Below are 23,597 nucleotides of genomic sequence, written 5' to 3'. Positions count from 1 at the left end.
CAAAAAATTACCGAGGCCAAAGATAAACGGCCACAGATTTCTTCCCACCCACGTAATGTCCTGGCGCACAAACAATATAGTAATTTGGCGAAATTGCCACCCCACGTCCATAGTAGTCACTTGTGTACAAAGGCCTTTTCAAACGAACCATGTCCCAACCACCATCCCTTTTCTTTACCGCGTATACATTGTCATGTCCACCATCATCTCCGATAACGATTTCACCATCATTTTCAATCATATACCGCCCTAAACATCCAACATCTGTCACTCCCGGGGGCATAAGTATTTCTGACTGAGCCCATTGCCCATCTACCAATGTATAGTCATAAATCGCCGCATGGCTATTTCCTGGTGCTGTGACCATTAAATGCTCACCCGCAAAAGCCACTTCATCACCAAAGTGCATATAATGCAGTTCCTCTGGAGGAACTATCCGTTGTTTCTGCCTCCATTCTCCCTCAATATTTTCAAAAATATACACACTTCCGGAATCATAGGCGCTCCCGTCAGAAGCATAGGGTGCGCCAACTGCCAAGAAATCGCCAAACAAATCTAAATCAGAGCCAAAAAATTGATTTTTTTGGTTGGAGTCCGGCACAATTCTCCCATTTTCAATCCACTGTTCCCCATCGAGACGGAAAGATACAATTTCACCAGTTCCCGATTCACCGCCAGTTGGTGCTGAAACATACAAATCCGTCTCAGTAATAAGCACTTCAGCTCCAAAGTTAGTCTCTACTACTCCGTTTTGAAGTGTAGATGAGTACTCAACGCCTGTTTCAGAATATGAGTACAAATCGACTTTACCGTCATTCTTGGATCCCAGGGCCACATACTTCGACGAAACATCCATTGCCCCATATTTCCCGTCTATAACGTGCCAATCAACCCACGCGCCATCAACCCGCCTTAACATTCTAACTTTATTGTGATCTTTGACAAAAAGATAGTCTTCAACATTTCTAACGACAAGAGGATACCAATTTACATCCTCATCGATCAATATAACTTCTGGTGAAAGGGGTATCTCAACTGATCCGGAATGCGAATTCAAACCATCCACATTGTATTCAGGCGTAGAAACCACAATTTGATTATCATCCCGTGCCTCCAGGATAGAGTCATACACATGTATCCCTTTATAGGACTCAATATTCACTGATTGTTTCTGAGCAATCACATATAATGTGTCCAAGATCTCTGCATTCCCGGCACATTTCAAACTCATATCCTTCAACTTCACAAGGTTAGAAGTAACCGAGCCCATGAGAGTAATTGAATGTTTATCTGAAAGTTTGTTCGAACCTTCAAGCAGTGATTGGATGGTAAGATCACCGTCAACGACCAAACTACAATCGGAAACAGTTACATTTTCGGCTGAGATGTCTCCATTGCAATGCCATGTGTTCTTCTTAGACCCATTAAATGACAAGTTATTGTCTACAAAAAGCAGATCGGTGTTCACAGATATCGAACGATAATCATCCGTACTGGAAAATTCTGCGTTTCCGTTAACATAAATTGTTTTAGCGGAAAGGGGGGGGCCCCCGTATGAGTTCTTTACTTTCAGATCACCTAGAATATTTAATTCATCGTTAACAGAAAGGCTCCACCCCTCAATTGATAATGAGTCAATGGTCAAGTCACGTAGCAACACAAGGTGGACATATTCATTGAACCCTGCCTCCGGTATAAAACTCTCTTCGAAAGCATTCTTCAGTTGCCCCAACGTCAATGTGCATCCCTTGGATATTCCGGACATACTTGGGTCATCTACAATAACAGTATCCGTTCCAAAGTCCAATTCACCAGTATCTATCACTAAATCCTTAAAATGATGCGCACCGCGAAGCATAGCACCTTGGAAACCGGTCAAACTTTCGAACGATTCGACAACAAGGCCAGTGTCTCCGAATGGAGCGACAACACGGCATCTCAATATACTTCCATACCCATCCTCCACGTCCACCATGTAACCTGAATAATCAATGTCTGTATGATTCACCCCAGGACTGGACATACTCATCATAATTTCAGCTGTGTAGTCTACACTATCCCCATAATCCGAATCATGCCTCAAAAATACCGTATATTCACCTTTCTCCAAGGTAAGTTCATCTCCCTCTCGAACAGAGGTAAAGGAATCTGAAAAGGTTGATTCTTCATACGGCCCTTTTTTACTGACATACCACCGACACCCAACACCCTTAAAAGACGATTTAAAAATCACGTCACATTCCCTGTGAATGACGATATCTATGCCATCAGAAACATAGTAGTCACCTATTACTGCGAATACCCCTTCGACCGCAACATCATCCATTGGCCGGCGGCATGCAATCATCCACGTGTTATCCCCAGCATTTTCAATGGACGTAATCTCTCTTTCACCAATGAGAGAAAAATCAAAAGGCTCAGTCGGCCCTGATTTCAGAGTTGGACTTTCGCCTGTTTTCCGGGTCGTTATTGTACCGGAAACAAAGCCATAAGCAGTGCACGAATCGAGGATTTCGGAGTCGGATGCACCATATTCAACTATAATTCGTCCCCCATTCCCCTTACCTGTCCCTGAATAACCAGAATTGGCTTCAATTTTTGACTGTTCGTCTACCTGAAGTTCATCACGAACATTAATATTAATGGAGCCTCCATTTGCGGCATGATATGAATAACCAGCGCCATTTGATCGTATGCTTGAATTGAACAATTCGAATACCGACGCTTCGAGATATAAAACACCTCCGCCCGGAACAACGTAATTATAAACTCTATGGTATTTTCCAGGCCATTCAGCGTGAAGGTAATCCGGCATCGGACTCAAATACCTGTCTTTGGGGTTGACCCCACCGCAGAAACTGACATCCAAAGAAGCCCCACCTGTCATTCGAAGCCTTCCCCCCACTTCCACATTTAAGGGAGACCAACCATTCTCTCCTGAATCAGGAGCTTTTACAATCGCACCATCCATCACATCCATATTTCCCGCACAGTGAATATTTGAGGATTGTAAAATCGCTCCCTGCCCTCTCACTTCAATCCTATTTGCATCAATGGATTTTGAATTAAGACTTCCCTGCTCCCCGGAGACAATAATAGTTTCATCAACATGCAATGCCCCGGCGACACCCAACGTTCCCTCGTTTACAATGACTGAATCCGCAGACACATCCGAAAGATAGCATTTGTTTTCACCATCTATCACAATATCAGTCAGTTGCTGAGAGAACGGCTCATAGACTTCAGCTATCCCCACAACAGTCTTATATTCAGCAACATCAGAGGCATCGACATGCAATCGACCATGTGATTTCAGTCTAACGCCTTTCCCGGTAATTATTTTTTCCAGACGCACAACACCAATCAGCTCATTTCCTACAAGGGGCGTGATATCCGACGGTGATTCAACAAGAAACCAGTTGAACCCGTTATCAAGGATCTTGTACAAAGGAGAGTTGATATCGCCTGCGTCCAGGCTGACTTTTTGTCCGACAAGACCGGATTCCCATGCTCCATAAAATGGCTTTCGCCACTTCTGGTTGTCATCAACTGTTATCCTATACAAATCACCACCGATAGACTGAACACCTAAAATTTTCTGACGAGAAATGGCCGGAAGAGGCGTGGAATAATCAATATATCCATCTTCTGCAGACTTGATATCAACATCATTTATAATCAGGGTACCAAATGGCTTGCCATTCTCATTCAGATAAATCGTACCCGGTGCCCCCGTATATTGCTTATCCTCAGTTTCAAACTCGCCACCAGTAGCAGAGATATCGATATGACCTATACGATCCAAATCGTTGCAATATACAGAGATACGGCCTCCCGAGCCTGCTCCTCCCAATTCAACATCATCTTCATGGGCACTTCCACCGCAGGCTCGAATGGATCCTCTTCCCTGAATTTGATCTGCGTGAATACATACACTGCCCCCTGCACCCGCCCCCAAATTCATCGATGATTCTGATTCAATATGCGAGACACTCTGACCATCCACACAAATGCTTCCATCAACGACAAGTGACGCCGTGGTAATGTCAAGAACACCGCCCCCTCCCCATCGCGGAACAGATTTAATACTCTGATATTGGTAGGAAATATCTATAGCTCCACCACTGCCACCTGGAAACTTCGGATTGTCAAACAACCCATAACCTTTAATAGATTCAATTCTCTCTGAATATGGACTTTTTAATGCGGAACTGCTGCTTGCATGTGAACCTCCCAGCGCCTTGGCACCATCCCTGGTCAAAGAGTAATTTCTCGTAGCAACAAGGAGTGCTCCCTGCTCAATTATCATGTCTTCATGGACAAAAACACTCGATTCCGGGGCCACCTGAACGGTTGCCCCGGATCTTATCAGCAGTGACTTTAAAGGGACACATTGGTTAATTGTCAGTTTTGCGCCTTCACCGACAACGATGTCTGTGCCTGTCATATCCACCGAAAGGACCTCATTGCCCGTTATTTCAACATTTGACCAACCCCACGGTTTAATCTCAGAAGTAATGGAATCAACAACCCTTCGGCCAGACGTATCGACGACTGAGACAACAGCAGTAATTTCATATCCAGATCCAAGGACGTTCGAAACCGGCACAGAAATGCTCTTATGAACAAAATATTCATTTTCACATGAAAGTATTTTGTCAATGTGGGTTTCACCATCCAAAGCGCCGCTAATTGCGACTTCGATCTCTGATAGTTTGTTCGGGCTCGTTGCTTTAATTTCCAGTGTTGGCTCCGTACCCGGTGCCAGGAACGTCGGAAATTCAAGTTGAACACGAGGGTTTGCCACTGATTCCATAACCGTCACAGGGAATCCTTGAGACACAGTCACCCTGCCGTTTGTTTCCTCGGCAAGAAACCTGAGTTGATACTCACCCGATTCAACTTCCGGATTGATGTGAACCGGCATTCTCAATACTTGGTTTGCTTGAGCCTGCTGCCATAAATTCTCTTTGAGAGGTAGAACCTCCATATATTGCAACAAGGGCTTATATCCAACCAATTCCGTAAAGGTGAGGCTACCCAAAATTGCCGAACCTGATGTCAGGACCCCATAGAGGCTCATTGGCTCAAGTAGAGACATAGATGTATTATCAGGAAGTACCCAACCTTGCGGGTAAAGCAACGCAATAATTTTTTTCACGTTACACCCGGAGTCAACCAACCCGACCCCGATAGTGGTAGAAGCGTTGATTTCTAAAGAGGCTTGTTCATCATTCATGGTCACAACTGGTTTTGGATCTTGGGCAATTTTGATATCAAACTCAAAATCAGCGATGCTTCCACAATTTGATTCAATTCTAAGCTGGATCTTATCGATACCGTACTGTGATATTGCCTGGTATGCGGCTGATCCTTCCAATACATATGTCTTGCTGTCCGTTGTTACAAATCGATAACCAACGGGTGAACCATCAGTCTTTGAAAGCACATTGAACCACTCAATGCTTTTCACGCCAGAAGTTGAATTGATCGTAATCCAAATCGGTTTAAAATTTGAGCTAACGCCGCCTGCGTATTCACCTAAGTCCCACAAGTAATATAGTTCTGAATCGCGGGGATAGTAATCCTCAACAACCGGAGAAGAACACTCATCAGGATTGACCTCATCAACAGTAAGGGCCCATGTACCCGCTGACATTTCTCGAATGCCATTTGACGTCTTTTCGAGTATTTTTACTTCCAGGGTGTGTGAACCTATATCTTTCTGGCTGACAATATAAGGTTTATCATACCTTTTTAAATACGTAGATTTCTGTGAGGTCAGGGTCGGATAAAAAAGTGTCCTCAGCGAGGATGAATCAACCGGCAACCGGCCATACACACTGCGAACATGAATTTTTATTTCCGATGTGCTAGTTGAACAGCCTTTGCATGCATTGCGGTTAAAATCTTTACCCACATCCAAACTCACATTGTAAACCCCCGGAGTCAGCACAACGAAAGGATTGTTGACACCTGAGTCCAGCAAGTACCCGGGAGCATCATCATTGCCTTGACCAAAGTGCATAGCATTGCCATACTCCATTTCTTCTATAAATTCAGGAGCCGTACCAATCACACCTGAATAATTGGTCACTTCGTCTTCTACTATGATTTCATACAGTCCAAAATCCTCAACCTGTATATTAAAACGCACCGTTTCAACATCGGAGTAACCATCTTCATATGTATTCAGCACCGTGTAATGGGTCACAAAATCTTCATCCGGTTTGATAAAGCTGATTTCATCATCATCAGTTTTAACAATTCTTATCTCATGCTCTTTTCCATTGGGCCAACCGGGATTTATGCAGTATGGTTCTGATGTCAAGTCAGCATAATTACCCTCCCAAAATACGTTATAATTGTCCGCACCGAATGCTACTTTAAAAAGATATCGTCCTCTTACCAAGCGAAAATGGTCTGACACCCCACTACTATATGTACCTGACTCATATGGCATTCCGGCCATTTCGTTTTTTGAATCCATCGAGAAAACAAGTATATCAGCGTCACTGCCTTCACCCATTTCAAGCCTATAGATCCCGGGATTTTCCACATTAAAAAGAAATGTTTCCCACTCAGCAAGGTCGTAACTATCATCGTCAAGGGTTACATTCCTTTTTACTATTCGTAATTTACATGTTTCTACTTCGTCCAATTTTATCTCTTTGTACTGAAGGGGTATCCCGCCAGACACACATTCGCCATCAATATGGTATTGTACACCTATGTGGTTTGACCCTGGATCCACAATAGAAAAGGGAATATCAAGAAGATCTCCGACACTCACATGTATTTCGTCTGCGCTATCTAAATCAACGATTGCTGGTTCCATATCTGTAACAACTGGAATCTTTATTACGACATCCGTTTCAACCGTATCACCATCAATATATGTTTTATAAATAGTCGGAAAATCATAAGTTTGAGGAGAAATCCAAAACGAAGATCCTTCGGTATAACAAATTAATCCTTCCTCAAAGATATCTTCATCAAAAGTCGGTGGGCAGTCTTTATCGGTTAAATACCAAGCATTCATAAACATATCATTTTCACCGTCACCGATATTATGTCTCATACCCCATATCCAATAACCAGAGGAGTTCTGATATACAGGCACTCCAATGAACTCATCGACGGGATAATAGTACCCATTAGCCTCGGATGGGTATCCAACATCACTTACAGAAAATACTTCCTCTTTTCTGCCGGACTCCCCTAAACGTACCTCAATATGCCCTTCAGCATCCTCCGGCACGCCGTCCAAGTACCTAATCCGAATAATTTTGGCATCATTTCGAAATGTTGTCTTGCCACCATTTCTTAAAAGCATATCAAATATACGCCACGTTGCCGCATTGATCACCTCGGCATAAACGGGTGCCCGGCGCAGAGTAAATTCTCCGTCACGCCCATCTTTAAAAACAGGGATTTGTTTTCCATCCACGGACACGGAAACCACGTCACACACCATGGGGCTGTTGACTTCCAGCCAGATGTCACCATGATCGGCGCCCGCATGGAGTTTTTGCCCAGGCTCCATTGGCATAAGCTGTACCAGCTTCTTTTCAAAGGATTCCGGTGTAACGGTAAGCAGGCAGCCTGCTTCCTGATTGCCAAGTACCGCCATCAGTGTTGCTGTGCCGTCTGATTGTGTCACAAAGGTACCGTTGGCATCATGAAGCGCCACAGATTCATCTGAGCTCTCGTAATGAATGCCATAGTCATATGGCCCGATGTGGACATCGTGCGCCGTACTGCTAACAGTAAGGGTCGCGGTCACGTTGAGGGTCAATGTGGGCGGCTGGTCGGCGCACCATTCAACTTCATAATCTTGGGGGCTGACAGAAAGGGCTGTAACCCAGGGTAGAATCTCTATCCCCTCAACACTGTTGGGGTTGTTGTTGGTCACTACCTCAAGGTAATCTGAAAGGCCGTCGCCATCCGAATCTGCCACCAATGGATTTGAAAGGTGGGTGTTCACTTCCTCGCCATCGGTAAGGCCATCTCCGTCACTGTCCGCGACATCCAAAGCCGTGCCAAGAACAAGTTCTTCGGCATTGGTGAGGTTGTCGCCATCGTTGTCCTCCTGGGCATCGGCGATGCCGTTATTATCCGTGTCGCTTGTGGTGGGGTTCAGGTTCAGGGCTATCTCAAGTTCGTTTTTCAAGCCATCCTTGTCGAAGTCCTCACCTACCAGAAGAACCTGCATGGAAAGGGTATTGGCAACACGGAGGATACCGCCATCTCCGTACATCCCGGAAAGACCCATGGTAACGGAAGTACCATCAATAAAGTTGTCTCCTGAGAAAACCGGCACCGTAAAATTGAAATGAGTCCAATCATAGGGAACTTCTTTGTCGTCAACCGTGATCGTAGCTTCATAGAGGGAATCCAGGCTAAAGCCCGCTCCAACCATAAGATCCAAAGATTTCAACGACCCTTCGAGTGCATAGGTCGCGCTCTGCACCGGCAGGGCCACATGGGGGCTGTTGACAACAATCTGCTGAGCAAGGGCAGGATCGCTTTGAGCTGCACCGACAAGGCTGGTGGACGTTGTATCCACGACATAGGGCCTGTTGAGTTCCAAATCACCGGTGATAGTCCAGGCCACGGCCTGATCGTCGATGCGGCAACGTCCGGGCGCACGGGTGCCGTCTATTGTCACGTCCAGGGCTTCGCTGAGATCATCCGTCATGACCGGTTCGGTGTAGGTCAGGATGACAGAAGGCCTGGTGCTGTTGTGCGCCACCTCAAAAACTGCATTTGAAATGGCCGGACGCTTTTTAAGGAAATCCAGAACCAGGGTATCGGTGTTGTCGAAGTCCTCTCCCAGGGGTTCAATTTCCGATACGGAAACAAGGACTGTTTCTATGGTTTCATCCATCACATTAAAAGTCGCGATGCCCGCGTTAAGGGAAACGGTCACGCTATGTTCATCGCTGTCCGACTCAGCGTCGGGCTGCTGGTCTGCATCCCCGCGGGGAGACACGGCATCGCCGGAGAGAGACACCGTACTTATGTAATGCGTTCCCACATAGGAACCTGAGGAACTTTTCTCTTCATCAACCGTATTCCCGAACCTGTCCACAACCCGCATCTCGACCGTGGCTGTTTCTCCCACCTCTAAGCGATCCGGGTCACCCAGTTCATCATTGGTCTCAGCGATCGCGGCAAATCGAAGGGCTGCCGCTTCGCCCGGTTTCACGGCAAGGGGTAGCTTTGATGTTTCCACCATTGCTGTTTGGTCCTTCCCATCGTTGTCATAGAGTGAGAGGACTTGGGGAGCATCGTTCACCTCAATGCCAAGGGTATGGTTTCCACTCAATTCCCCAACGTACATAGCCACATCGGCACGACCATTGATGAGGCTGACCCGGGCCCTTTCCCCCGTAACGCATTGGCATGCATCTCCCGTCAGGGTAGTGATGACAACATTGTCTTCAAAGGCAAAGGTATGGTTCGGAGACGATGTGGTGATGGAGACCACCTCGTCGTTGATGGCTTTCAAAAAGTTGCCGGCTTCGTCCTCCGCCCTCAGGCGAATGACGATTCCGCTGTCCACCTCCACAGGTGGCAGGTAATCAAAGGCGATGTGATGGAGGTGTCCTGAGAGCACCTCCAGATCGTAGCAAACCTGGATCCCGGGAAATTCTACGAGACGGGCACCAAATGTGTACTTTCCAGCCTTGCGAACGGTATCGATATCCAGAATTGCGGTTCCGCCCATCCCGGTTTCACCCAGGTTGGGAATTCCACCTGTCCCTTGAGGTCCTTTAAGCACCTCCCAGCGCACCTTCTGCTCAGGGACCGGGCGGCCTGCGGCATCGGTTACCCGAACCTGCATGGATGCAGCGTCCCCTGCCATGACATACTCTTTATTTGATCCGTCGTCCCCTGGAGCATAAAGCCTGATGTTGTTGGGCAGCTGCGTCAGGTTGACCCATTTTTCTTCGGTATCCTGAGACTGGCCGAGACGATCGGTTGCACGAATCTTGTAGAGAAACTTATCGCCGTACCGATCCGTTTTCGGCATGGCCAGAACCAGTTTTTTTACATTGGTTTTTGGCTCAAAGGAATCCACAACCACTGGAGAACCTGAGGTGAGATCGATAATGAAAATATTCAATCCGTCCAACCCCGCATCATCCACACTGGCAATGTTCTGAAGTGTAAATCGCCAGTTTCGACCAAAAAATGCATTGGAGCCGGTCGGCAGACCAAGACGCGAAACATCGGGGGCTGTGTCGGGGAGAACCGTAACCGGAACCATGGTGGAAGAATGTTGATTCAAGGTGTCTGCGACAGTCACCTCCAGATTTTCTTCAATGGTAGATGGGATCCGTAGCGTACGGCTATCATCAATGGAGAGGTTCACGGATGTACTGAGCCCACTGGTGTCAGCGCAGACGGTTTTTCCATTCCAAAGAGCAGAGACCGATGCAATTCCAAGATCATCTTCAGCCTCCACATGCAGAGTAAAACGCCCCTGCTCAAGCACGGGCCCATCGACTTTAGCCGCAAGAATCTTCGGAGAGGTATCTTCAACAGCGGCCCATACCGTGGAGGGCTGATACTCCCGTTCGTTCCCCGCACGATCCCTGGCATAGACTTTGTACTGGAACGTATCACCAACCTCAGGTGCTTTTTCGTTATATGATAAGGTTCCGTTTTTGAAGGCCGCAGCAACAATCACATCATTTCGCTTCAACAGAGCCAGCTCAATGCCGCTCTCATCATCCGTAAGATCGACATTTACTGTAAAGCCATGGCCCTTTACCGGATTCCCGTTAAGTAAAATCCCACTTAACGTTACGGAGGATATGGAAGGCCGAAAAGAATCTTCTAAACGGGTAAATGATACTTCCCCTGATTCACAAATATTTCCAAACTCATCGATGGCCCTTGCAATAAACGAATAGCGTCTACCTGCAGGAAGGTCGCGATAAATCACGTACTCCGGCCCATAATGTTTACCCACAATGTCAAAACGTTCGGGCTTTGTCTTGTGTTGATAGAACTCAACTTGAGACACTGCCTGGCTGCTATGTTCCACCTCGGCCCTCAACTCCAAGAGTTGGGGATACCAGAGATTAGATGCCACGAGTGTCACCTTGAAGGGGTTCGAGGGCAGCCCCTCACCTTGGAGCACAACGCTACGGTCCAACGATGTCAGGGTTTCGCCCCAGACGGTCTCCATCTCGCACGTGATGGTAAAGGCCCGCCCGTTGGGAAGATACCCGGGGACCTGAACATGGGCGTCAAAGGGTGCCGTTGTCACATGGGCAACCACGTCCCCTTCGATGCGGGTCATCTCTACCCCGTCAACCTCATAGGGAACCTCTTTGCGGTTAATAATGTACCTCACCGCGTTGACTCCCTCGGGTGAAGCCAGACTCATATGGATACTCTCGGCCTGACCAAATGTGGTGTCGGCATGTGGCAGTCCCATTGAGGATACGGCGGAAAGCACCTGGGGAGACACTCGGTGCATGGTAAGACCAAAGGCACCGTGGCCGATAAGGAGCCTGTCGTCTTGAACGGCAATACCTGTAACCGGCTTGTCTGTGGGGAAAAGAGGGGCCGGGGCATACGCCTCGCCAAATGTTGCGGGCACCCTGTGGATCTCCCTGTTGAGCCCAACCCATGCACATCCCTGGGAGGCATCAAGGGCATGGATAACAGCCCCGAAGTCAATGACTCCGTCGGTCTTGCCGGATGCGGCCCCGCTTCCGTCCAGTCCTGCCCTATACAGCACCGTATCCATGGCAAAGAACAGGTACTGCCCATCACAAGCCATCATGCGCACGGGATCTTTTGAGTTCACCACCGGGGTTTGCCGGACCCAGGTGTACTTGTCCACGGGCAGCGATTCAATATCCACACGGAACACCTTGCCTCCCTGGGTGCTCACCAGAAGGCTTGAACCGGCAGAAGCAAGGGCCACGATGTTTTCCGAATCGGAGACCTCAAGCTCTCCTTTTTTTGTGGGGTCTTTACGGTCTGCAACGTACAGGAAGGACCCGACCGATACTGCGATCATGTGTTTTGAGACATGGAGGTGTTCGAAATGACGGCCGCTGAATATCGTCGTGGTTTTACCCGCGTCATCAACAGAAACGACCCGGCCGGCGTCATGGTGCAGAAGGTAAACGGTGCCCTCCTTCTCTTCCACCTCCGTTACGGCAAGGGAGTATGGTGACGGGTAGACATTCTCCTGCCACAAGGTCTCTCCCCCTGGAGTCACCATCACCGCGCCGTATGTCGATGCGGCAGCCACCCCAAGTCTGCCGTTAAAGGCGACATCCACGATCTCTCCCCTGGGCCTGGTTGACGTATGGATTTTCACAGGAGTGCTATCTGTTGGGACAGGGATGACGACGGTACCTTGCCTGCCGCCTATCCACAGCTTGCCACCGCTCACAACGGCCGAGAAGACATCATGCCCAAGATCCATCTCAAACTCACCAATCACTTCGGGCTGCCTGCTGTCTCTGACATCCACGACCTGAAGCATTCCTTTAGATGAAAGCCCGATGAGATACCCCTGGAGGGCAAGCAGGTGATCGGCATCCATGCCCACGGCATAGCGCCCCACATTCAGGAAGGCATCCAGAATATAAAGGGTCCCGTTTGAATCTGCCAGATAGAGTTCTTCGCCTTCCGCAGTAAGCCCGGTAAAAAGTCCGGAAAGCTGTTTTTCTTCCTTAAAATCATGGGTGAGCACCCGTACTTCGGAGCGGGTGAGGATAACGAAATGATTCCCCCAGGTAACGATTCGGCGCACCTCTCCTGCGGTCTCCACGGAAGGTCCTATGGTGACGGTATTGCCGGACAAGGTTACGGAATGCACCACGCCGTCTATGGTCAGCAAGGCACCGTTGCCCGCCACCGCAATGTGAGTGACGTCACCATCCACGGCCTCCGTGCTCAAGACACGATACGAGTCGGCTGGGTCCACAACAACGATACCGATGTCGTCCAGGGCCATAATCAGGCGATCGGCGAGGAAATCAAACGCCGTAACGTGGGAATCAAGCTTTACCTGATGGCTTGAATCACCCTGCTTTCGCTCTACGTAAAGGGTCCTTCCATCGGCAAACAAAGTGCCGTCCGCATCGGGGCGGGCACAGGTGAACGGCCGGGTCTCCGTCGCTGTTTCAAAGGAGAGGAGATCCACCACCTCGATGGTTTTTTCCGCCTTGCTTTTATTGCCCATGCCGTCATCGGCCTTGGCAACAATGGTCAGGCGATCTGTGCCATAAGGCACGGTAAGCTCGGCAGTATCATCGGAAGCGGCAAGCAACAGGCCCTCTGCATCCAGGATCTCGATGCGCCTTTCAAGGCCCGCGTCGGCAGGTACGGAAACCGATGCGCTCATCAAAGACCCCGGCATGATACGTGTTCCAACGCCGGAAATCACCGGTTTGGCGATGGTGTACCTGGGATACACCTTGATGGCCGTCACATCAGAGGCCATATAACGCAGCGCTTCGCCATAGTAGGCGCGCACGACCACATAAAGCGAGGACCAGGTGTCCACCTCGGGCAACACCAGCTCGATATCCGTGCTATGCCGAAGGACAATGCGCCGATCCAGCGGGATGGGAGGAGGCTCTTCGCCCACAGACGCCGGGTTGATGTTGTAAAGTCGCACTTCTGCATAACGGAAGGCATCACCCTCATCCATGGCCTCGGGTGCATCAAAGGAGACACGAAGAAGGTTTCCTTCGGTATACGCGGCATTGTTCTCCGGGCTGCGCACTTTCAACCGGCCGTGGTCGATGCTGTTCTCACAAAGGGCAACGCTGTGGGTCATGATCGACCCCTCGTGGCTTAGGGTAAACACAGCGGTATCGCCCTCTTCCGCCACACTGCTCCATCTGCCGGTCACCCGCCCCACAGCAAAAGCGGCTTTACCCAAATCCGCACCAAGACCAATCCCAAGGTTCCTGACACGGGCGTTATGATCCAGGGTAACTGCTACAGGCACATAGGCGCCCCGGGCGATGACAGCATCCGAATCCGGGGCCACGGCTTCAGCCGTACAGAAGATATCATCAGGGTACGTGAGGAGCTTCTTCTCCTCCCTACCGGATCGGTCTTTGCGGATGACCGTCAGTTCTTCATCGCCCGTATCCTTTCGTCCGTCGCCCGCATCCTTTCGAGAGACATTCCAGGTACCCTCTGTCCCCCACAGGGGCGTTGCGGGAAGCCGTCGACCCGTTGCGTCTTCAAACCATACGGACTCACCTCCCAACACGTCGGACACGGGAACAGTGACCACAACCCCCATGGGCATCTCCACGAACGTCGGCTCAAAGGATCCCGCGGCAGGGGTGGCCATAATATCGCGGCGACGAATCAGCCCTGGTTCCTCTTCCAGGGGGCCCTGGCGATCAAAAAGGTGATTTCCTATGAATACAAGGGCGTCTGACCCTGAATTCATGAGCCCCACACGCTCATCTCCAAGCCATGCCTGCCAGGTACCGGCAAGAACGGGGCCGTTGGATTGAATCCAAAGCATCTCTCCGTCAAAGCTCACCTGCCGGACGTCTCCACCGACGGCCAATGTACCGAGAAACTCCAGGGTCCCCTCGGTTGTGCCGGTGGTTTCATCGGCTTTGGAGAACCGATACCGGTTGACTGAATCCCGGGCCCAGGTCACCAGATTTCGCCCGCAGACAGCCATGCCTTCGGCCTGGCCAACGTGTGTATAAAATCGGGTTTCCAGTTGTGGCAGGGTATCAAGGGTGGCCCCAACGGCATAGAGCCCGCCTCTTTCTGTCAGGAGGAAAAGCTGATCCCCACTGACAGCCATGGCTGCCAACGCATCTGTGACAACCAGACCGGCAAGGGGAATAAAATCGTCCCCTGCCATCAGGTACCCGTCGTAGAGGTCTCCATGCCGTGTAAAAAGAAGATCACCGCCGCCTCCAAGGAGGTCGCCAAGGAGCCTCTTTTCTCTAAGCGCACCGAACTCCCCTTTTTCCACCGGCCAGAAGAGAAGTTTTCGATCCCCGCCTGTGGTGTGCTGAGCCACAAGGCCTGTTCCGGTAAACGACAGGTTATCCAAACGACCTTCCCCGGAGGACCAGAGCAGGACGGCATCCGCATAGAGCTCACATCCCCCGCCCAGGTGGTTCGCAGACCAGGCCGCGGCATCGTGGTCTGCGCCCATCCCCGGCAATCCCACAAGATCATCAGTCAACCATTCAGAACTTTCCGGTGTAAAAAGGGTCTCCGTTCCTGAACCGATGTACGGCAACTTGGTCAGGCTTCTTTCGACAACGTTCGAGTTGCCGGACCGATCAAACAGAGACGCCGTCACCTTCACGGCATCTCCGGACGCTCCGATGGCGATGCCCTGCATGCCTGTATCGTATGGGATTGTGGTTGTATTGCCGCTGCCTTCAGGCTCCTCAACCGTCAGGTTGGAGGCATCGGAGTAGTCTTCCATGGTCAGGGGCCTGACAGCCTCCACCCAGAGGGTGGTCCCGGTGAGCACACGTTCTTCGGGTATCACGGTGTATTCCGGGTTTTCGGGGGGGGCGTCATCATCAAGGACATTGATAAAACGACGCGTCACCACAGCAATGAAAGGCTCATCCTCATCATCAGCAGATGAAGAATCCCCCGTTGCAGGAACGTCCTCCACCAGGCGAAGGACGACCACGACATCTTCACCCACAGAAGGAAGTGTCACCATTTCCTCAAATCGTTCCGGATCGTTTTCACCCCGTTTCACGAGCACCGGTAAGGGGTTGGCCGGATCGTTTTCGTCACCGCCCAGGTCCATGAACAACTTGGCTTCGGTGATATTTTTAAGGCCCACCTCAACGGCCACCTCTTCCCGTTCATGGAAGACCTTGCCGTCTTCGGGGGAATAGATGGCAAGCTGCGGTGCCCCCTTGGTGATATCGTAAGGTCTCAGGACAACATGCTCATGGGCTGTGTTGCCGTTGTGGTCCGTGGCCCGAACCGAGACTTTCACCTGATCTTGTGTCAAGGCCTTAAAGGTATACACAGAAGGATTGTCCAGTGTAGTCCAGAGCGTATCATCGCCATCGCTCTCTTTAAGCAACACATCGGTTTTGGCCTCGACACTGGCAATTCCGTACTTGTCGAAAGAACGAATAAGAACAGTGGTCGTCTCACCCATGGGAATACCGGCTCCATGCTGAGGAGACACAATGGTAAGGGTCGGTGCCGTAATATCCTTGTACAGGTCGTACCTGTCCTGACGAGACTTTTTACCCGCCTTCCCGTACCTTACCGTCACCTCCACATCCACGGGGTAACTGTCCGGGGGCGGATTCATTCCGGTTATATCCACCAGCTTCGGGTTCAGGTAATTGAGCTTGAGTTCCCTTGGAGGCTCTTTTGATTTTGAGAGGCTCATTTTATAAAACTTGTTAAATACCCGAAGGTCTCCTTCGTTCACCAAATCGCAGTCCCGACCTGTGAGATGGAAAATCAGATCCGCCCGCATCATTTCCTGTGCTTTATCGGGATGCGCTTTGCTCTCGGAAACCACTTCAAGACCAGAAATGATGATCTCAGGGTCCCTCAATCCTACACGCACAACCTCTTCAGCAGCGTTTCCGGCACGATCCACCGCACGGACCTTGAAGGCCAGATGTGGATCCGTCTCACGGATATAAACTTCAAAGGCTTCCCCCTTCTGCAGGCTGAAGGGATTTCCGAACGTGAGGCCGTCGTCATAGGAGATTCGGACGGTATAGGGCTTCCAGCCCTTCAGAGACATGTTGTCTTGAGCGGCTGGGATAAATTCATAACTGCGGCATCGCGTCAGGAGCATCCCCTGGTCGACGGATGCGCCGTCGCTTTTGCGGGTCAGGCCCAGGGACCTCGGGGCCAGGGTGTCACGGGTGGTGAACTCACACCCATAGCTACCGGTGCCATGGGCCGGGGCGTTGCCGTGAAGGTCTTCGATCCCGTTCAGGGAAACGGCGTATGTCATGTTGTTTGCAAAGGCAAACCCGCCTTTGGCTTTCAAGGTCACCCGGTTTCCCGAAACCGAAAGTTCAAAACGCTGAGAAATGTCTTCGTCATCCTCGCCGCTGTAATCCCGGTGCCTGGCCATGACCTTGTAAAAGGCACCTGTCGACAGCACAACAGGCTCATTGTATACCAACACCACCGGCCGCTCGTAGCCAAGGGCCTGGGCACTTTGCCGCACAGGCCGGGTATCGTCGAGGCCCACAAGCGGCGCCGACTCTTTTTCTTCATCTGTCTCCGGTTTGATAAGGACAACCCGGTAGTTCTTGTCATGGTCGGTTTCCGGTGACTCAAACGTAATCTTGCCTCCCACAGCCTGGAACGACGTAACCTCGTTCAAAGGCCCGGGCTTCACTTCGCTTCCAACCTCAATCCAGTAAAGGTGCAATTTCCCAGAGAAACCGACCCCTGTTATCGTAACGGTATCGCCACCGGAATCGCTCACCCGGTCACTGCCCCGCGGATTGCTTGACTCCACAGAGTTGATGCTCAAGGCTTCCACCACAGAGACCGCAACCGGTAACGTTGCCCCATATCCGGGCTGGGCTGCAGAAAGGGTGTAATATCCCGGTACGGAAACGGCGGCTGAGAATGTCAGTGTCAACCCGTCGTCACTTACATCCCATGTATCCACCTCCGTATCGTTCAGGCGGATGGACGTTGCCTGCTCCAGCCCCGTCCCCTTGACCACAAAGGAAGTCTCCCTTCCGGTGATGGTCATGGAGGGTTCAAGGGACAGCAGCTCCATGGGAACCAGTCCGAACACCGGACGTGACGTCAGATACCAGGGGAGGTCATGGACGAGGCTCCCTCCGTCGATCACTCGCTGGGGTTCGTTAAACAGGGAAAGGGTGTAAAGCGAGTCCGTCTCATACCTGTCCCCGATGGCCCGGAACTGGATTTCCCGGCCAAGAAGCCGGGTATCCCCTTCGAGAAGAGAGCCCGACGCATTCGACACATCCACGGCCACCTGTGTCCAGGCATCCAGGGAACCGGCAACGCCCAGAGACACCAGGGCGTCTGCATCGGCAATCCAGTAATCGGGTAAAAGTCCCGTCGTGTTGGCAAGGGGATGCACCAGACGATGTAGCCTGGAACCCTCTATCCACTCGAGCTGTCCATGGTGAAATCGGAGCTGCGTCAAGCCACGAAGAGATGTTCCTTTATCCACCGTAACCACATGGCGCAGAGACAAAGTTGCCGCCGACTCTGAAGCAGCCACATCAAACAGCTCAAGGCGGGTTGACTCACCGGCGGCCAGGGCAACAAGCTCCCCTTCCACGGCCACATCCTTCACCCTCGAAACCAAACCGGTACCCAGGCACTCCAGCATCCCGCCACTCTTCAGTCGACCGGTCAGAAAGACCTGCAACCGGTCCTCGGCCATCAGGGCCATCCTCTGCGCGCCGAGCCTCAGGCCCGTGGGCTCAATCACCCCATGAAGATAGGGTGCGGCAATGGGAGATTCCAACCAGTTGTCCATGGAAAGGACCCGAAGCGTATCGGGGGTCAGGACATAGAGCCACTGATCATCTCCCACCATGTCCACAGCATGAAGGGTGTCGTTTTCCGGGTAGAGCTCCAGCCCGGAGCCATGGATGCTCCCCCTTAAGAGTCGCGTCCCGAAACGCCCCACAAACCGATTGCCTGAAAGATGCACGTCCGTTACGGCATAGGCATCATGGTTTTCAATGGTGTTCACCTTCCTTGGGGCGTAGACATTGGAGAGGTTGTACAGGTGAATGCGATACCGGTCCCCTGTCACAAACAACGCATGGGAACCGGAGAGGGCCATTGCCTTAATGGACCCAGGAAGATTCATGGTGGAAAGTTCCACCGGTACCACCCCGTCCCGCGTTGTGAAAAGCCGGGCCTTCTCCCCGGTTGCAAGCATCAACAGGTCCCCGTGGCGTGCACTGAGGGTGGCGTTGTCCACCTCGGTACCCATGAGAGAGACAGACACGTCTGTATTGACAGCTCGATCCGATGCATCACTTAGATTGCTGACCGCAACGGTCAGGCAACCGACGGTGTTGTCGGGAATGCGAAAACTCATTCGCTGGTAGTCGAGAAGCTCCAGGCCCTCTGCTGGCCTTCCGTTGATAAGAACACGGGTATGCGGTCCAAACCCCCGCCCCTCTATGGCAAAGGTCTCCCTGGCGTTGAACGTTGCCACGCGAGCCGATTCATGAAGTGTTCCGTGGGTATAACGACCGATTTTCTCAATGACAGGGTCCACCACATAGGTAAAAGCCCCGGAGACGGTATGGGAACGGGACCCATTGGCAACAGATATGCCCACGAGTCGGTTCTTCTCAGGCATGATTTCAAGGGCCGGAAGTTCGAACCAGAGCCCGGAATCGGTCTCGGTCCCGGTTGTCGTTACCCCACCGATGGTAATAACGGTTTCAGAGGTCAAATTTTCACCGTGGATGAACACCTGATCCTTGCCACGCCAGGAGCCATAGACGGGTTCAAGGGAATCGATGTGCGGCAGGTACCCCGATTCCGCGGTAAAGACAAAACTGTAATCCCCTGAGAGGGTGCTGCCATGGACATCCGCCATGGCTCGTGACACCCGAATTCGATATTCACGACCGGCGGCAAAGGGGGCCTCCGGTGTGTAGTACAACCGAGAACCGGTGTTGTTCACGGTATGGGAAAGATACCCTTGAACCAGCTCACCGTGGGACTCTACTTCGACAAGGCTGTTTCCGAAGGTTTCAAGGAGTTCAGGATCAATGATTCGGTTAAACTGAATCTCCACGGATCCGTCCACATGGAGAACGCCCCTGGGCCGGGGTATCTGATCAACAATGGTGAGCTGTCTGTTCGCCAGGGTATTCAGGCCACCGCCCAGCTGCCGAGGATTGGCACCCACCGGAACGGGATTCTCCGCAGGCTCCCCGTCCATATACACAAAGGCTGTCCCCGCATAGAGCGCACCACGACCGACGCCGATGGCCCCCACATCCCCTGTCACCGCATAGTAATTCTTTAAGCCGACCTTACGGCTGAAGACACCGTTAAGCCACGAACTGATATCAAACACCTGCAGGTCACCGGCTCCGGCCGCCACATACAGGGTCTGGCCGCAAAGGCTCATTTCCCCTGCGTACAGGTCACCGGCCGGGATAAGATAGGAAAGGGCAAACTGGGTGATCACCCGGGCCTCACCATTGGGCATGACGGCAAACGAAACAACCGTGCCTTTGCTTCCCGAAGAGACAATCAGGAGGTCATCGCGAACAATCAATGAGTCGGGTTGGAAAAAATTATCGTTGGCGTCTCGCGTCGTGATGGAATGAATCCGCTCGTATCCCCCTTCCATCAAATCGATGGAGACGACTTTGAAGGCGTGGGGTAAGGCCAGCCAGAGGGTTGAGCCCTCCAGTGCCATCTTATGGGGTTCCCCGCCGAGATCTCGCCGGGAAAGAAAATCAATCCGTCGCAGGGTGTTGTCATCGGCCAGGCGATACATGTGCAGGCCTGAACGGCTGGTGATATAAAGGATGCCGTCTCGTACCCGAATGCTGTTTACCACATCCGGAGCAGCCGTGATGCCCTGCTCTTGGTCATCATACAGGAAGGGCTCCACGTGTATCATCTTGGGATCGGCGGGAAGGGTCAGATCAAAGACAAAGAGCTTGTTGCCGCCCACCAGGTAGAGCGTATCCCCTTCCAGGGCAATGTCCCTGAACCCGTCGGGGGGCAACATGGCGTTCCAGTGATGGGGTGAGGTCTGATCAGCGCTCATCTTTTCAAGAAGAACGGGGTGCACCGGATCGGAGATATCGGAGATGACAAGCTGACCTCTGGGCGTGGTAAGCTCGGAGAGGACCTGGCCATTGGTATTGACAGTCGTGTATGATCCACCAGTCACGGCATAAAGCAGCTGATCTTTCATGACCATGGCTGTCACGGGGCTGGTCTGATGCCCGCTGTCAGAAAGGTCCACTGACCCGGTGGCCTGATTGGCGTAGAACCAGGCCCCGGACAGGACACTTTTTTCTTCGGGGAAAAGCGTGCTCTCGACGGAAACATCCACGGCACCGAAGGCTCCGGCAGGCACCCGAACTTCCACAAGGCTGCTGTCCCGCACCACAAGGTCGCCTGCCACGCTCCCGCCGAATCTCACCACCACGTCGTGGTTAAAACCGACACCGTAGATCTTGATAATGTCTCCACCCTGGGGCGGACCCGTTGCAGGATAAATATCCTGAAGCACAACCGCCGGTTGCACGATCATGGCACCGTTCAAGGGAAGCCCCATGCCGTCACGGACCACGGTAACCGAGAGAGCTGCCGTGTGTACAGCCAGGCTCAGCTCAGGAACGCTCACTTCGAGTTTGTCGTCTGTAACCGACAAAATCTGTGAGGCACTAATCGGAGTTTCCCCCAGGTAAACCGTCAGGCCATTTTTGGTATTGCCAAAATTCCTGCCATGAATAACCGCTGTTTCTGTTCCGTCACCATGGAAGTAATGGTTTTTCTCCTCATCTCCCACCAGGCGAGCCACCGAAGCCACTTGGGGCATCATGCCGGCTGACACGTGATAACCAAGGGTCACCGGGGTAATAAGGGCCCTGCCGCTCAGCCCTTTGAGGGCCTGCGTAATCTCAAGACGGGCGCTGCCGGTCCACCCCGGAGTCTCGTTCAGAGTAAGGGTGATGATTCCGCCGTTCAGGGTGTTGATCCCTTCCAGGCTGTACTGGGCATCAAGGTTCTCACCCTCGCTGCCCACAAGGCGCACACCCGCCGCAAGGGTGGCAGAATCCGTATCGATCAGCTGATTCAACTCAATGGTGAGGGAGGCCCCGGGCACGAGGACGGCTCCGGCGGCAGGATAAACACCGGTAACGGCAAGATCCGGCACCGAACTCTCGTTGATGCCCTGACCACCGGCCACAAAAATCCCGCCCCCATGGGCAATGAGTTCACCGCCCTGATCAGCCACGGCATTCCAGTATACGGCCTGGAGCTGCTGCGATTCATCGGGTTGATAAATGGCGTACTCTGCTTCGGTGCTCACCAGGACTTGGCCGTACTGCACCAAAAGGGAAGCCCTGCCGTCTTCGCCGACCTGCCTGTCCAAATCATGGGTGGTCCAGGAAACCGTGCCGCCCAGACCGTTGACAATGGCAATGTTCAGCACCCCGTTGCTCTCGTAAAGAATATAAAGGCTGTCATCCAGCCACTGGAGATCCAGAGGACGCCCGACCAATCCCTCTCGGGACAGAGAAAACGTGCTGTACCCCTCGGGGAAATCCAGTTCGGGGTCGTTGACATCAAAAAAGCGAATAAACCCACCGCCCAGCTCGTCGGCAACGGCCATGGCCAGAACACCGGTGCTTCGATTCAATGCCACATCTGTAGCTGTATACCCTGGAACCTTGGCCTTTCCGATTACATGGGGGTGCTCGGGGTCATGGATGCTCACGGTCAACAGCCCGTCACTGCCCGATGCAAGGTAGGCCAGGCCCCCGTATACTTCAAGCCCGCTTACCGGCTGCTCGGTACGCACCTGCGCAAGGCGCAGAGGCCGTTCCCAGATGGAGATATCATAGATCTCCAAGCCTGATTCCATCAGGAATCGATTCGCCTGTGTCGGTTCTGTCCCTTTGTCGACACCCACATACATCAGGTTGCCGTCTGTCCAGGAAGCACCGATGCGCATAGGGGGATAGTTGGGAAGGTCCATGCCGCGCCCGTCGGGCAGGGCGTAGGAAAAGTCCCCCACGTAAACCTCTTCGCCCGTCATGTCGAGATAGACACCGTAAAGATCCGGAGTCACGACACCGGGGAGAAGGAAACGGAAGGTCGACATATCCACGACATCATCTTCGAGGTTGACCAGATAAATTCCATCGGCGACTTCTTCGGTACGAATCTCATCTCCGCGCCGCGAACGCAGAATGACCTTTGCCCCGGGCAGGATCGCCTTCCTGTCGGCCGTGATGGTGGCATACCTGTTGCCTTTGATGGTGCCAGACGTGGGCGACAGGGTAAAGCGGGTCTCATCCGGGCTCGCTCCGATGACAATGCTACCCAAAAGATCCGATGCAAATTCACCATCTGTCACGCGCAGATGATGCTGTCCGTCTTCAAGGCCAAGAAGGTCCAGGGCTCCTGGGGAAAGGGTGAGGGTCTCTTCATCCTCTCGATCGAAGGCCACGGGGAAATGGTCCACAAACACCTTTAAGGTATCGGAAGTGCTGAAATGGCGCCCATGAACGGTAATCGTCGCACCATCGTTTCGGTGGTGCGCCCCGTTTTCAACGGAAATCACGTTGGGGCCTGCGTGGGAGGCTGCTGCCGCTTTCACATGGCCTGAATAGGGAACCCAAAGCGCCCCTCCCCTGAGGTTCCTGGCGTCGTTGATATGAATTTCATAGCCAACACCGGGCTCCCGCTCAAAAGTGAACGCAAACGCCTCGGCTGAGCCGTCTTCCTCTTCCAACGGTGTGACGTTGCAGCTCACCGCCGTGCCATTGTCGTAGCGATGCGCCGAAACAGCACCTTCAACAAGAAGAGAATCCGCGGCCATGAGCTCATTGAATCGGACAACGAAC

1 protein-coding gene (only partly in view) is annotated in these 23,597 nt (G+C 52.0%); it reads right to left on the bottom strand.

Translation table 11 applies throughout. From position 1 onward, the window contains the following. Positions 1–7 precede the first annotated feature (7 nt). Positions 8–23,597, bottom strand: the 3' portion of a protein-coding gene (locus MSL71_RS13740; protein ID WP_180141242.1) for an Ig-like domain-containing protein. It continues 17,570 nt past the right edge of the window; the window shows 23,590 of its 41,160 coding nt (coding positions 17,571–41,160); its start codon lies off the right edge, out of view; the stop codon is at positions 8–10.

Source organism: Desulfoluna butyratoxydans (assembly GCF_900699765.1).
GTDB lineage: Bacteria > Desulfobacterota > Desulfobacteria > Desulfobacterales > Desulfolunaceae > Desulfoluna > Desulfoluna butyratoxydans.
This window is presented reverse-complemented; position numbering and strand designations above follow the sequence as displayed.